The organism is Billgrantia sp. C5P2, from assembly GCF_051062895.2.
In genome coordinates this window covers 4,536,267-4,549,712 of the sequence record NZ_CM128542.1, presented here as the reverse complement: position 1 = coordinate 4,549,712, position 13,446 = coordinate 4,536,267, and the positions used below count along the sequence as shown (strand labels likewise).

Here is a 13,446-nt window from a genome sequence, read left to right as displayed (position 1 = left end):
CTACAGAAGGGAAGGTAGCCAGGTGGCCAGTCCCGGGAACAGCGCCAGCGCCACCAGCATGCCGAGCTGCAGCACAATGAACGGAATCACACCGCGGTAGATGGCCGAAGTCGGCACCGAGTCCGGTGTCACGCCGCGCAGGTAGAACAGTGCGAAGCCGAACGGTGGCGTCAGGAACGAAGTCTGCAGGTTCACCGCGATCATGATGCCCAGCCAGATCGGGTCGAGGCCCATCATCAGCAGTACCGGCCCGACGATCGGTACCACCACGAAGGTGATCTCGATGAAATCGAGGATGAAGCCGAGCAGGAAGATCACCAGCATCACCACCAGGGTGGCACCCACTACCCCGCCGGGCATCGCCTCGAACAGGTGCGTGACCAGTTCCTCACCGCCGTAGGCGCGAAAGACCAGCGAGAAGAGCGCGGCGCCAATGAGGATCAGGAACACCATGCTGGTGACCTTGGCGGTGGTGTGCACTACCTCGCGCAGCATCGGCATGTTCAGCCGGCGGTTGGTCAGTGCCAGCAGCAGCGCACCCATGGCCCCAACCGCCGAGGCCTCGGTGGGCGTGGCGAAACCGCCGAGGATCGAACCCAGTACGGCGACGATCAGCAGCACGGGGGGGATCAGCCCCTTGACCAGCAGCGGCAGGATGCTGCCGGTATGGCCAAGCTCCTGCTTGAGCGCTTCGCGATCGGCGGGCGGGGCGCACTCCGGCTTCCACCAGGCCACCACCAGCAGATAGACGATATAGGCCACCACCAGCAGCAGTCCCGGGATCAGGGCGCCGACGAACAGATCGCCCACCGATACGGTTTTGGGGCTCCACACGCCCATGGCCAGTTGGGCTCGCTGGTAGGCATTCGACAGCACGTCGCCCAGCAGGACCAGGGCGATGGAAGGCGGGATGATCTGGCCCAGGGTGCCGGTGGCACAGATGGTGCCGGTGGCAAGCGAAGGCGAGTAGCCGCGCTTGAGCATCGTCGGCAACGACAGCAGGCCCATGGTAACCACCGTGGCGCCGACGATGCCGGTGGAAGCGGCCAGCAGCATGCCGACCAGGATCACCGAGATGCCCAGCCCGCCGCGCAACGAGCCGAACAGCAGCGCCATGGCGTCGAGCAGCGTCTCGGCGACCCGCGATTTCTCCAGCAGCACCCCCATCAGCACGAACAGCGGCACCGCCAACAGCGTCTGGTTGGTCATGATGCCGTAGAGGCGGTTGGGCATGGCGCCCAGCATGCGCGCTTCGAAGGGCACCGGCACGCCCATCTGCACCAGCAGGTGGCCGAAGCCAGCGAAGATCAGCGCGGTGCCGGCCAGTGCCAGGGCGACCGGATAGCCCAGCATCAGCACGGTGCAGACGGTGAGGAACAGGAACAGCGGCATGAACTCGAGCAGGGCTTCCACGTCAGATCACCTCGTCGTGGTCGGGCGTGTTGCCTGGGGCCTTGCCGCGCAGGATCAGGACCTGGCGCATCACCTGCGCCACGCCCTGCAGCAGCAGCAGCGCCATCATGATCAGAATCAGCGACTTGAGCAGAAAGACACCGGGTATGCCGCCGTCCGGCGAGCGTTCGAGAATCGCCCAGCTGCTGCTCACGTAGCCGAAACTCGAGATGGCAATGAACAGCACGACCGGAAACAGCAGGAACAGGGTGCCCAGCAGGTCGATCCAGGCACGGCCACGGGCAGAGAGCTTGCGGTAGAAGATGTCGACGCGGACATGACCGTCATGGCGCAACGTCCAGGCCGCCCCGAGCATGAACACCATGGCATGCATGTACATGACCGATTCCTGCATGACCACGCTATGGAGGCTGAAGACGTAGCGCATCACCACGATGGCGAACTGTACCGCCATCATGAGGATCACCAGCCAGGCGATGGAGCGGCCCACGACCTCGGTAAAGCCGTCGAGCCATGCGAGCAGGACCGGATCGCGGTTCGCAGTTTGCATGGGGAGTCTCGTGTCGAAGCAATTCAGGGACCGCATCATCGCCGATTCCACGGCGGGCGTCATCCCTGGGCCTCAACGCCCGAGTTGTCAGCGTGGAGTCTCGCTGCCCTCGCGACGCAGCGGCAGCACTAGAGGTTCTGGCGTTTACGCAGCTTCTCGAGCACCTTCAGACAGCCCGTTGGCAGTTCCACGTCGACGGCGATGGGCAAGTGGTCGGAGAAGAGGTGGTCGAGCACGCGTACGTCCTGGGCCTTGAGCGAGCTGGAGATCAGGATGTGGTCCAGTGCCCGGCGCGGCTGCCAGGAAGGGTAGCTGAGCAGTGGCCGCACCGGATGCAGCGGCAGCGAGGCGCAGAAGCGCGTGTGGGTGTGCAACTGGTCCGGCGTGCAGTTGAGATCGCCCATGACCACCACGTGCTGCAGCGGTTGGATGATTTCGCTGAGGTAGTCGAGTTGGCGCACCCGACCCCGGTGGCTCAACGCCAGGTGGGCGACGAACAGGTGCAGCGCGTCCGGGCCGTCGCCGTAGCGGGCATGAATGGCGCCGCGCCCGGGCAGCGTGCCGGGCAGGCGGTGCTCCTCGACCTGGCTCGGAGCGAGGCGCGACAGCAGTCCGTTGCTGTGCTGGGCGAACCGGCCCAGGTTGCGGTTGAGCTGCTGGTAGTGATGGGGAAAGCCGCCGCGCGTGGCCAGGTACTCGACCTGGTTGACGTGGCTGGAGCGAAAGCTGCCGCCGTCGACCTCCTGCAGGCCGACGATATCGAAGCGGCTCAGTACGTTGCTGACCATGTCCAGCCGCCGCGTGCGGTGGGGATGGGGCAGCAGGTGCTGCCAACTGCGGGTCAGATAGTGATGATAGGCCGACGTCTGGATGCCCACCTGCATGTTGAAGGTGAGCAGCTTGAGGTGCCCACCTTCCAGGGTCGGGTTCCTGGCGTCGACCAGGTGCGAATGCTCGACGGACACGGTCAGTCTTTGCGCTCCTGACGCACGCGTTCGATCAGCGCGTCGGCGATTTGCGGCATGTTCTCGAGGCTGCCGGCGCTGCTGGGTGTCACCAGGTAGCGGCCATCGACGACCAAGGCCGGCACGCCCATCAGGCGCATGGCGCGCATGCGCGCATGGGCCTTGTTGACCTGCGCCTTGACCCCGAAGGCATCAAGCGTCTGGCGCGCCTCCTCCTCGCTGACGTCGTACTGGCTGAGGAAGCGGGCGATGCTGTCGGCATTGTTGAGACGCTGCCCCTCCTCGTGAATGGCATGGAAGAAGTCGGCGTGGGCCTCCTCGCGAATACCCAGCTCCTCGGCGGCATAGAACATCGCCGCATGGGTGTTCCAGTCGCCGCCCATGGTGGCCGGCATGTGCACCACCTTGACGTCCTCGTCCAAGGTCTCGTACCAGTCGGTCACGCTGCTCTGCAGGTTGTAGCAGTGCGGGCAGCCGTACCAGAACACCTCGGTCACCTCGACCTGGCCCTCCCCGGCGCTGGTCTCGATGGGCTCGGGCAGCTTCTCGTAGTGTTGTCCCTCGACCAGGTTGTCGGCGGCGGCCAGCGTCGCCAGGCCGAGACCGGCGATGGCAAAGGCGGCTGACTGAAGGATACGAAAGGGTTTGAACATGGACTAGGACTCCTTGGAAGTTCGCCGTGAAGCGGCGGCTGACCATCTTGGCGCTTGCGTCGATCACTTTGAGCGTGGATGCCGCTTACGGTTCCCGATCGATGGCGAGCGCCAAGACGGAGAAGGCGGCCCGGGGCCGCCTTCGTTGCCGGCTGGGGACCGGCAAGCTGCCAGACAACGATGCGCTCAGTGCAGGCCGCTGATGTAGTTGGCGACGGCCTGCATGTCGGCATCGCTCATCTTGGCGGCGATGTCGCCCATCATGCCATTGGGATCGTTGGTGCGCTCGCCGGCGGCGAAATCCTGCAGCGTGGCCACCACGTACTGCGGGAACTGACCGGAGAGGGCCGGGTAGACCGCGGTATTGATGCCGTCACCGCTGGGCCCGTGGCAGGCCGCACAGGCGGGGATGCCCTTGGCCATGTCACCGGCGCGATAGAGCTCCTGACCGCGCATCAGCGCTTCTTCTTCCGGGTCGGCCTGGCCGATGTTGGCATCCTGCTGGGTGAAGAAGGCGGCGACGTCCCAGGCATCCTGGTCGGAGAAGTCGTTGACCTGACCGGCCATCTCCGGCACCAGGCGCTTACCATCGCGGATGTCGATGATCTGCTTGGCCAGGTAGGTCGTCTGCTGGCCGGCGAGGTGAGGGAAAGAGGGCGCAGAGCTGATGCCGTTCTGGCCATGGCAGGCCGCACAGCTTTGGGCTTTCTCGCGACCGGCGGCAGCGTCGGCGTCTGCTTCCAGGTCGGCGTGAGCGACGCCAACGGCGCCGAGGGTAATTGCCAGGCTTGCCAGTAACTTTCTCATCGCTGTTTCACTATGCCGTTATGGATTATACCGGTACGCATTCCTGGGAGCTGCCCAGCCTTGCTGGTACCAGGCCGGCCTTGCCCTGCTGTCGGAGTGCCGATCGGGTCGGTCGCTGCCGACAAGAGCACGATGCTACACTAGCGCGCCCAGGTCGCAGAAAAAAGACACTGCATTATAACGAAACAAGCCGGCATCGGAAATGCAGGGCAAGGACCCGACGGTGCCCACTTCGATATTACCGGCAGGAAGTTGAGGTCATGACCCGAATGAACTACCAGAGCGCGCGCTTCCTGACGAGCGCGCCCACGCTGGCCCAGTGCCCGTCCGATGACGGCGCCGAGGTGGCCTTTGCCGGTCGCTCCAACGCCGGCAAGTCCAGCGCAATCAACACCCTGACCCGGCAGAAGGCGCTGGCACGCACCTCGCGCACGCCGGGGCGCACCCAGTTGATCAACTTCTTCACCCTGGGCGATGACACTGCCCGTCGCTTGGTCGACCTGCCCGGCTACGGCTATGCCAAGGTGCCGGAAGCGGTCAAGCTCGAATGGCAGCGCCACCTGGCCGAGTACCTGCAAGGGCGTGGCTCCCTGCGTGGCCTGGTGCTGGTCATGGACGTGCGTCATCCGCTCACCGAATTCGACCAGACCCTGCTGGGCTGGGCCGACGAGCAGGACATGCCGGTGCACATCCTGCTGACCAAGGCCGACAAGCTGAAGTCCGGCGCGGCCAAGAATGCCCTGCAGCAGGTGCGCAGCCGCCTGCGCGAATGGGAAGATCTGGTCACGGTGCAGTTGTTCTCGTCGCTCAAGCGCGAGGGCGTCGAAGAAGCCTGCGCCCGCCTGGACGGCTGGCTGGCCGACTCCGACGGAGTGTAGCGAACGCCTCAGCCCGGCGACGCCTGGCCCAGCCGGCGCAGCAGCGCGGGCAGCTCGCGGACATGCTCGAGACGATGGATGCCGGGTGGCAGGGGCAGGTCGTCGACATGCGGCGAGATCCAGGCCACCTGCATGCCCAGCCGCCGCGCCGGTTCGACGTCCTCACGCCAGGAGTCGCCCACGTGGAGGGAGCGGCCGGGAGCGGCGCCCAGTTGCGCCAGCGCTGCCAGGAAAGGGCGCGGGTCGGGCTTGGGGGCGAGCAGTTCGCCGGCGGCGATGGCCACCGGGAAGTGGCGGCCGAGCGGCAGACGCTGAATGTCCACGTTGCCATTGGTGATACTGGCCAGGCGGTAGTGCCGACCCAGCTCAGTCAGCAATGACTCGACCTCCGGGTGCGGCGCAACCCGATGGCGCAGCTCCATGAAGCGCTCCATCGCGGCACTGGCCCAGAGCCTGGCCGAGGCCGGGTCGAGCCCGTATTCCCCGAGCATTTCGCGAAGCGCTCGTTCACGCAGCCAGGTGAAGTCGCCGCGGCGCAGCGGATGGGCGTGCGCCAGCGCCCGGCGGCGCCGTTCGAAACACTCCAGCGGGAAGCGTTCGGCGAAGGTCGGCGATGCAGCGGCGCCGCGGGTCTGCCGCCAGGCGGCGAGCTCGCGGTCGAGCCAGGCATAGTGGCCGGTCTCGGTGGCGACCATGACGCTATGGTTTTCCCACAGGGTGTCATCGAGGTCGAAGGTGATGGCTTCGAGGCGCAGGGCCTGGCGGGTCATGGCGTGTCCGGTTCGTTGCGGCGGCGCGCGCGCGGATGCGCCGCGTCGTAGCTAGCGGCCAGGTGCTGCCAGTCGAGCTTGGTATAGACCTGGGTGGTAGAGAGGTTGGCATGCCCCAGCAGTTCCTGCACCGCGCGCAGGTCCTGGCTCGATTCCAGCAGGTGGCTGGCGAAGGAGTGGCGCAGCCGGTGCGGGTGGAGGTGCTCGGGCAGGCCGCGCCGACGTGCCACTTCGGTCATCCGCTTCTGGATGGCGCGATGGCCGAGCCGCTGACCGCGGTTGCCGACGAACAGCGCCGTCTCCCCGGGGGCGGCCAGCGTCGAGCGGCACGCCAGCCAGGCGTCGAGCGCGCGCCGGGCGCTGCGCCCCACCGGCACCTGGCGCGGCTTGCTGCCCTTGCCGAGAACCCGCACGCGGCGGCTGTCGAGGTCGCCGAGATCGAGGCCGGCCAGCTCTGCCAGGCGCAGGCCGCTGGAGTAGAACAGCTCCAGCATCGCCTGGTCGCGCAGCGCCAGCGGCGAGCCATCATGTGGGGTGTCGAGCAGCTGGGCGAGCTGGTCCACGTCCAGTGGCTTGGGCAGGTGCGCGGGCTGGCGCGGCGCCGGTACCAGTTCGGCCGGGTTGTGGCCGAGAATCCCCGCCTTGACCAGGAAGGTACCAAAGTGCGACACGGCCGCGCGCCGGCGAGCCAGGCTGCGTGGCGCCAGGCCCCGACTGCGCTCGGCGCCGAGGAAGCGGCGCACCAGGCCGACGTCCAGATAACCGCCGTCGAGGACGTCGCGGGCCTCGAGAAATTCCGCCAGCGCCTCGAGATCGTGGCGGTAGGCGCTAAGCGTCGCCGGGCTTGCGGTGCGCGCCAACGTCGCCAGGCAGGAGCCCAGCTGCTGCCGCAGAGGGTTGTCAGCCATGCTTCGGCGGGGTCTCGTGGGTTGGTGGAGCATGGCGCAGCAACAGCCGTGCCACCACGTCGCCGAGGTATTCGGTGAACAGCGTGTCCATGCTGGCGCGAAAGTGATCGGGGTCGGGGCTGGCCAGCACCAGGTAGCCCATCGGCTCGCCCAGGGTCAGCCGCGCCAGGGCGCAGGAGCCGGCCTGGCGCGGCGGCCGCACGTGGGGCAGCAGGCGCCCCCAGTCGGTGGGCGTGAGCCGGGTGCAGCGGCTGGCGCGTCCGTCGAGCAGCGCGGCCAGGCGTACGCCGGCGTGCTCGTCGAGCACATGGCGCGGCGGCTGCGGCGGCAATGGCTCGTGGTCGGTGAGCTGGGCCGGGCACCACAGCGCCACGGCCGGGATCTGGAAGTGCTCGCTCATCTGCGTCGCCAGCGCCTGACCCAGGGCGTCGGCATCCTCGGCCTCCAGCAGGGCCAGCACCAGTTCGCGGGTGCGACGATACTGCACCTCGTTGTGACGCGCCGACTCCAGGAGCTGCTCCAGTCGCCATTCGGCCTGCTCTGCGCGGCGGCGCAGGTCGTAGACCAGGCGCTCCAGCAGCGAGGTGGTGCCATGGGCCTCGGGATGCGGCACCTTGAGCTGCTGCAGCAGCCCCTCGCGGCCGACGAAGAAGTCCGGATGCCGGGCCAGCCACTCGGCTACCCGGTCCGGATCCAGGGTCTTGCGCGGTTCGGGGACGGCTCGGGTCATGCTTGACTCCTTCGGTTCGGGTGGTCCCGGCCTGTCAGGCCAGGGCGATGCGCCCCTCGAAGACGCGTTCGGCGGGGCCGGTCATCAGCAGCGGAGCATCGTCACCGGGCCAATCGATGCGCAGGTCGCCGCCGCGCAGGTGTACGGTGACGGGGGTTTCCAGCAGGCCCAGGCGCATGCCGCTGGCCACCGCGGCACAGGCGCCGGTGCCGCACGCCAGTGTCTCGCCGCTGCCGCGTTCGAAGACCCGCAGGCGAATCTCGTGGGGCGAAACCACCTGCATGAAGCCCACGTTGACCCGCTGCGGGAAGCGCGGGTGACGTTCGATCAGTGGGCCGAGACGTTCGACCGGTGCCGTGTCGACGCTGTCGACGCGCAGCACCGCGTGGGGGTTGCCCATCGAGACGGCTCCGATCTCGACCGTTTCGCCATCCACCTCGAGCCGGTGCAGCGGACGGTCCTCGGCGGCATCGAAGGGCAGCGCGTCCGGTGCGAAGCGCGGGGCGCCCATGTCCACCGTCACCTGCCCGTCGTCCTGTATCACCAGCGTCAACGGACCGCCGGCGGTCTCGACATGGATCTCATGCTTGTGGGTCAGGCGTTGGTCGCGCACGAAGCGGGCGAAGCAGCGCGCGCCGTTACCGCAGTTCTCTACCTCGCTGCCGTCGGCGTTGAAGATCCGGTAGCGAAAGTCCATGTCGGGGTCGCGTGGCGGCTCGACGACCAGCAGCTGGTCGAAGCCGATGCCGAAACGGCGATCGGCGAGCTGGCGGATCTGCTCGTCACGCAGCCGTGCCCGCTGGGTGACCAGGTCGATCACCATGAAATCATTGCCGAGGCCATGCATCTTGGTGAAGTGCAGCAGCATCAGCGGTGCTCTCCGTCCTGTGCCACCGCCGGTTCGGGCAGCAGCGACTCGCCGGCCCAAAGCGACGCCACGGTTTCGCGGCGGCGCACCACGTGGAAGGTCTCGCCGTCCACCATCACCTCGGCGGGGCGCGGCCGGCTGTTGTAGTTCGAGGCCATGACGAAACCGTAGGCGCCGGCGGAGCGCACCGCCAGCAGGTCGCCGGCGCCGATCGCCAGCTCGCGCTCCTTGCCCAGGAAGTCGCCGGTTTCGCATACCGGGCCGACCACGTCATAGGTGGCGCTCTCGCGCACATGGCGGGTATCGACCGGGATGATCGCCTGCCAGGCTTGGTACAGTGCCGGCCGGATCAGGTCATTCATGCCGGCATCGACGATGGCGAAATTCTTGGTCTCGCCGGGCTTGAGGAACTCGACCCGTGTCAGCAGCACACCCGCATTGGCGGCAATCGAGCGACCCGGTTCGAACAGCAGGGTCAGGCCGGTGCCGTGCTCCCACCGGGCCAGTCGTTCGAGCAGTGAGGCGGCATAGTCGAAGGGCTGCGGCGGACGCTCGCCGCGGTAGGGCACGCCAAGCCCGCCGCCCAGGTCCAGGTGCTCGATCGTGATGCCGCGCTCGCGCAGAAGCTCGAGCAGTACCAGCAGGCGATCCAGGGCGTCGAGGAAGGGCGCCAGCTCGGTGAGCTGCGAGCCGATATGGCAATCCAGGCCGACGATCTTCAAGCCCGGCAAGCGGGCAGCCAGCTCGTAGACGGCCAGCGCCTCGTCCACCGGGATGCCGAACTTGTTGTCCTTGAGTCCGGTGGAGATGTAGGGATGGGTGCCGGCGTCGACGTCCGGATTGACCCGCAGCGACACCGGCGCCACCTTGCCCAGCCGCTCGGCCACGGCGCTGAGGCGTTCGAGTTCGGGACGCGACTCGACGTTGAAGCACTTGATGCCGACCTCGAGCGCCCGGGCCATCTCGGCCTCCTGCTTGGCCACGCCGGAGAACACCACCTTGGCCGGGTCGCCGCCGGCAGCCAGCACGCGCTCGAGTTCGCCCATCGATACGATGTCGAAGCCGGCGCCCAGGCGTGCCAGCAAGCCCAGCACCGCCAGGTTGGAGTTGGCCTTCACCGCGTAGCAGATCAGGTGCGGGTGGCTGCCCAGCGCTTCGGTATAGGCGCGGAAGTGGCGCGTCAGGGTCGCCTTGGAGTAGACGTAGCAGGGCGTGCCGATCTCTTCGGCCACCTGGGTCAGCGGGACTTCCTCGCCGTAGAGAACGCCGTCGCGATATTCGAAGTGATCCATGATTCAGTCCGTGTCCTCGTCGTCGGCGTCGTTCTGCTCATCCTGTTGCGCCGCGGGGCTACCGTAGCGCTCCTCGGCGGCCTCGTCACCGGGCAGGTAGAGCGGCCCCTTCTGGCCGCACCCGGCCAGCAGCAGGAGTGCCAGTGCCGCCAGTGCCAGCGGGCGCTGCATGCGCACGGTTGTCGTCTTCGCCGTTCTCATGGCTACCGGCCCAAGGCCGCCAGGGCGTCGCGGGCGCGCTGCGCGGCGGCTCGCACCTGGTCCGGCGCGGTGCCGCCGATGTGGTTGCGCGCCGCCACCGAGCCCTCCAGGGTCAGCACGTCGAAGACGTCGTCTTCGATGACCTCGGAAAACTGGCGCAGCTCGGCGAGGCTCATCTCGGAGAGGTCCTTCTTCTCACGCAGGCCGAAGGCCACCGACTGGCCGACGATCTCGTGGGCATCGCGGAAGGCCACGCCGCGGCGCACCAGGTAGTCGGCGAGATCCGTGGCGGTGGAGAAGCCGCGGCGGGCGGCTTCATACATGCTCGCCTTGCGCGCCTCGATGGCCGGCACCATGTCGGCGAACGCCTTGAGGCAGTCGCGCACCGTGTCGAGGGTATCGAACAGCGGCTCCTTGTCCTCCTGGTTGTCCTTGTTGTAGGCCAGTGGCTGCGACTTCATCAGCGTCAGCAGGCCCATCAGGTGGCCGTAGACGCGCCCGGTCTTGCCGCGCACCAGCTCGGGCACGTCGGGGTTCTTCTTCTGCGGCATGATCGAGCTGCCGGTGCAGAAGCGGTCGGGCAGGTCGATGAAGTCGAACTGGGCGCTGGTCCACAGCACCAGTTCCTCGCTCATGCGCGACAGGTGCATCAGCAGGATGCTGGCGAAGCTGGCGAACTCGATGGCGAAGTCGCGGTCACTGACTGCGTCCAGCGAGTTCTCGGCGGGGCGTTCGAAGCCCAGCAGCTCGGCGGTGACATGGCGGTCGATGGGGTAGGTGGTGCCGGCCAGCGCCGCCGCACCCAGCGGCATGATATTGACGCGCTTGCGACAGTCGAGCAGGCGCTCGTGGTCGCGGGCGAGCATCTCGTGCCAGGCCAGCAGGTGGTGGCCGAAGGTCACCGGCTGGGCGGTCTGCAGGTGGGTGAAGCCGGGCATGATGGTGTCGGCCTCGCGCTCGGCGAGCTCGATCAACCCTGCGCGCAGGCGCGCCAGCTCACCCTCGACCACGTCGATCTCGTCGCGCAGGAACAGGCGGATGTCGGTGGCCACCTGGTCGTTGCGCGAGCGCCCGGTGTGCAGCTTCTTGCCGGTGATGCCGATCTTGTCGGTCAGGCGTGCCTCGATGTTCATGTGCACGTCTTCGAGCTTCACCGACCACTGGAACTCGCCGCGCTCGATCTCTCCGCGGATCTCGCTGAGGCCGGCGACGATGGCGTCGCGCTCGGGGTCGGTCAGTACGCCGACCCGGGCCAGCATGGTGGCATGGGCGATGGAGCCCTGGATGTCCTGCAGGGCGAGGCGCTGGTCGAAATCGACCGAAGCGGTGAAGCGTTCGACGAAGGCATCGGTGGGTTCGCTGAAGCGACCGCCCCAGGACTGGTTGGTGCCGGGGTTTGTGGAACTAGGGCTCATCGGCGTGGGCATCCTGCGTGTTGCATGCTGTGGCGTTCTCGGGAAGCCGCGTCGGCGGCATCAGTCAGGTCTTGCAGTGTACCAGAGTCGGCGCAGGTGGCGAGGGGCGGTGGTGGCGGACGAAGTCCCCATTTTTCCTGCTTCGCCCGGTGCTTTATGATGAGTGTCAATGACTGCCCTACCGGCCGTGACCGATAATGTTGCGGCAAATACCGCTGAGCCGAGGCCGTCCAGGCCCGCTGCATGGGAGAACCACGTGCGATCCAACACTACGCTGCGCATTGCCACCCGCAAGAGCCTGCTGGCCATGTGGCAGGCCGAGCACGTTCGCGACCTGCTGATGGACGAGCATCCGGGGCTCGAGGTGGAGTTGGTCGCGCTGTCCACCCGGGGGGACAAGATCCTCGATACGCCGCTGGCGAAGATCGGCGGCAAGGGATTGTTCGTCAAGGAGCTGGAAGAGGCGATCCTGGATGGTCGCGCCGACATCGCCGTGCACTCGATGAAGGACGTGCCCATGCATTTTCCCGAGGGCCTGGGGCTCTCGGTGATCTTCGCCGGCGCCGAGCCCACCGACGCCTTCGTCTCCAACGACTATGGCTCGCTCGAGGAGCTGCCCCAGGGGGCACGCATCGGCACCTCGAGCCTGCGCCGCGGCTTGCAGATGCGCGAGCAGCGGCCCGACCTGGAGATCCTCACCCTGCGCGGCAACGTCCAGACCCGTCTGGCCAAGCTCGACGCCGGTGAGTTCGATGCCATCATCCTGGCCACTTCCGGGCTCAAGCGCCTGGGGCTCGGCGAGCGCATCGCCCAGGAGCTGCCCCCCGAGGTGTGCCTGCCCGCCTGTGGGCAGGGTGCGCTGGGCATCGAGTGTCGCCTCAACGACCCGGAGCTGATCTCGCTGCTGGCGCCGCTGGACGATCCGATCACCGCCACGCGGGTTCGCGCCGAGCGCGCCATGAACACGCGGCTGGAAGGGGGCTGTCAGGTGCCGATCGGCGGCTATGCCGTTTTCGAGGAGGATGGGCAGACCCTGTGGCTGCGCGCACTGGTGGGCAACCCCGAAGGCACCGAAGTGCTGCGCGCCGAGGGACGCGGCTCGATCCACGAGCCGGAAGCCCTCGGCGTACGGGTGGCGGAAGAGCTGCTGGAGCAGGGCGCCGGCGAGATCCTGGCGCAGGTCTACGGCGCCTGACATGACTGCCGGGCTACCCGTCCTGATCTGCCGGCCGGGCGAGCGTGCCGCTGCCCTGACGGCGGCCATCGAGGCCGCCGGCTTCCCGGTGGTGAATCTCGATGCCATGGCGTTGGAGGCGCTGCCCGAGACCCCGGCGATGCGCCAGGCATGGCTCGACTTCGATCATTTCCACAAGGTGGTGGTGGTCAGCCCCTTCGCCGCCGAGCGCCTCTGCCAGGCGCTGGACCGCTACTGGCCGCAGCTGCCGTTGGGTACGGCCTGGTATGCGGTGGGGGCTGCCACCGCCGAAGCCCTGCACGAGCACCTCGGCGTGAGGGTGCACCTGCCGCCGGCCGCCGCTGGCGAGGATACCAGCGAGGCGCTGCTCGAGCTCGCCTCGCTGCGCTCGCTCGAAGGCCAGCGCGTGCTGCTGGCGGCAGGCGAGGGCGGCCGTGCGCTGCTGGCCGATACCCTGGCGGCGCGCGGTGCGCGGGTCACCCGGCTGGCGCTCTATCGGCGGCGCCTCCAGCCGCCACCCGCCGCCTTGCAGGAGTGCCTCGCGCGGGGCCGGTACCGGGCACTGGTAGTGAGTAGCGGAGAATTACTCGAACATCTGGCAAGATGGTGCACCAGGGCCACCTTGAACCAACCGTTAATCGTGTCCAGTCGTCGCTTGGCTACACTTGCCGACGACTTGGGGTTTCGCACTCCCGTGGTGGCACCGGGAGCCACACCGGCAGCGCTTGCCGGCGCCGTGGCCGCGGCCTGTGACCAGGAGGATGCCGATGTCGATCAAGATGATCTCGAAAAGGGCTAGCG

Annotated in this window: 14 protein-coding genes and 1 pseudogene; 3 read left to right on the top strand and 12 right to left on the bottom strand. The window is 67.6% G+C overall.

What is annotated here, in order from left to right; translation table 11 throughout:
• The 5 genes from ACRWQA_RS21195 to ACRWQA_RS21175 form a co-directional block, all read right to left on the bottom strand.
• Positions 1-1,404 carry a TRAP transporter large permease gene (locus ACRWQA_RS21195; protein WP_434231574.1) on the bottom strand — a complete coding sequence of 468 codons (1,404 nt, stop codon included), beginning with the start codon at positions 1,402-1,404 and terminating at the stop codon, positions 1-3.
• A 10-nt stretch (positions 1,405-1,414) separates the two neighbouring features.
• Positions 1,415-1,963: a TRAP transporter small permease subunit gene (locus ACRWQA_RS21190; RefSeq protein WP_263581687.1), complete on the bottom strand. Its 549-nt coding sequence runs from the start codon at positions 1,961-1,963 to the stop codon at positions 1,415-1,417.
• Between the two features lie 128 nt (positions 1,964-2,091).
• Positions 2,092-2,847: an endonuclease/exonuclease/phosphatase family protein gene (locus tag ACRWQA_RS21185; protein WP_434231576.1), complete on the bottom strand. Its 756-nt coding sequence runs from the start codon at positions 2,845-2,847 to the stop codon at positions 2,092-2,094.
• 83 nt (positions 2,848-2,930) lie between these two features.
• Positions 2,931-3,581: a thiol:disulfide interchange protein DsbA/DsbL gene (locus ACRWQA_RS21180; RefSeq protein ID WP_263581686.1), complete on the bottom strand. Its 651-nt coding sequence runs from the start codon at positions 3,579-3,581 to the stop codon at positions 2,931-2,933.
• Between the two features lie 186 nt (positions 3,582-3,767).
• The gene (locus tag ACRWQA_RS21175) at positions 3,768-4,388 is read right to left on the bottom strand and encodes a c-type cytochrome (protein WP_434231536.1); all 621 of its coding nucleotides are present in this window, start codon (positions 4,386-4,388) and stop codon (positions 3,768-3,770) included.
• A 260-nt stretch (positions 4,389-4,648) separates the two neighbouring features.
• Between ACRWQA_RS21175 and yihA the strand changes: the two genes are divergently transcribed.
• Positions 4,649-5,266, top strand: coding sequence for a ribosome biogenesis GTP-binding protein YihA/YsxC (yihA, locus tag ACRWQA_RS21170; protein WP_263581684.1), 618 nt, complete (start codon positions 4,649-4,651; stop codon positions 5,264-5,266).
• An 8-nt stretch (positions 5,267-5,274) separates the two neighbouring features.
• Here the strand turns inward: yihA and ACRWQA_RS21165 are convergent, their stop codons facing one another.
• From ACRWQA_RS21165 to argH, 7 genes and pseudogenes are all read right to left on the bottom strand, one after another.
• Positions 5,275-6,036, bottom strand: a complete 762-nt coding sequence (locus tag ACRWQA_RS21165; protein WP_434231540.1) for an HAD family hydrolase — start codon at positions 6,034-6,036, stop codon at positions 5,275-5,277.
• A complete protein-coding gene (locus tag ACRWQA_RS21160; RefSeq protein ID WP_434231542.1) occupies positions 6,033-6,944 on the bottom strand; it encodes a tyrosine recombinase XerC in 912 nt (303 codons plus the stop codon). The genes ACRWQA_RS21165 and ACRWQA_RS21160 overlap by 4 nt, the downstream gene beginning before the upstream one ends.
• Positions 6,937-7,674 carry a DUF484 family protein gene (locus ACRWQA_RS21155; RefSeq protein ID WP_263581681.1) on the bottom strand — a complete coding sequence of 246 codons (738 nt, stop codon included), beginning with the start codon at positions 7,672-7,674 and terminating at the stop codon, positions 6,937-6,939. The genes ACRWQA_RS21160 and ACRWQA_RS21155 overlap by 8 nt, the downstream gene beginning before the upstream one ends.
• Positions 7,675-7,708: 34 nt before the next feature.
• Positions 7,709-8,542 carry a diaminopimelate epimerase gene (gene dapF, locus ACRWQA_RS21150; RefSeq protein ID WP_434231546.1) on the bottom strand — a complete coding sequence of 278 codons (834 nt, stop codon included), beginning with the start codon at positions 8,540-8,542 and terminating at the stop codon, positions 7,709-7,711.
• Positions 8,542-9,834 (bottom strand): diaminopimelate decarboxylase, encoded by a 1,293-nt coding sequence (lysA, locus tag ACRWQA_RS21145; protein WP_434231549.1) that lies wholly within the window; start codon positions 9,832-9,834, stop codon positions 8,542-8,544. The genes dapF and lysA overlap by 1 nt, the downstream gene beginning before the upstream one ends.
• Positions 9,835-9,894: 60 nt before the next feature.
• Positions 9,895-10,005: pseudogene (lptM, locus tag ACRWQA_RS21140) on the bottom strand (LPS translocon maturation chaperone LptM); the annotation flags it as partial.
• A 32-nt stretch (positions 10,006-10,037) separates the two neighbouring features.
• On the bottom strand, positions 10,038-11,450 hold the full coding sequence (gene argH, locus ACRWQA_RS21135; protein WP_263581677.1) for an argininosuccinate lyase: 1,413 nt from the start codon (positions 11,448-11,450) through the stop codon (positions 10,038-10,040).
• Positions 11,451-11,706: 256 nt separating this feature from the next.
• Between argH and hemC the strand changes: the two genes are divergently transcribed.
• Entirely contained in the window at positions 11,707-12,645 is a 939-nt protein-coding gene (hemC, locus tag ACRWQA_RS21130; RefSeq protein ID WP_263581676.1) for a hydroxymethylbilane synthase, read from the top strand.
• 1 nt (position 12,646) lies between these two features.
• Entirely contained in the window at positions 12,647-13,444 is a 798-nt protein-coding gene (locus ACRWQA_RS21125) for a uroporphyrinogen-III synthase (RefSeq protein ID WP_434231552.1), read from the top strand.
• Positions 13,445-13,446 lie beyond the last annotated feature (2 nt).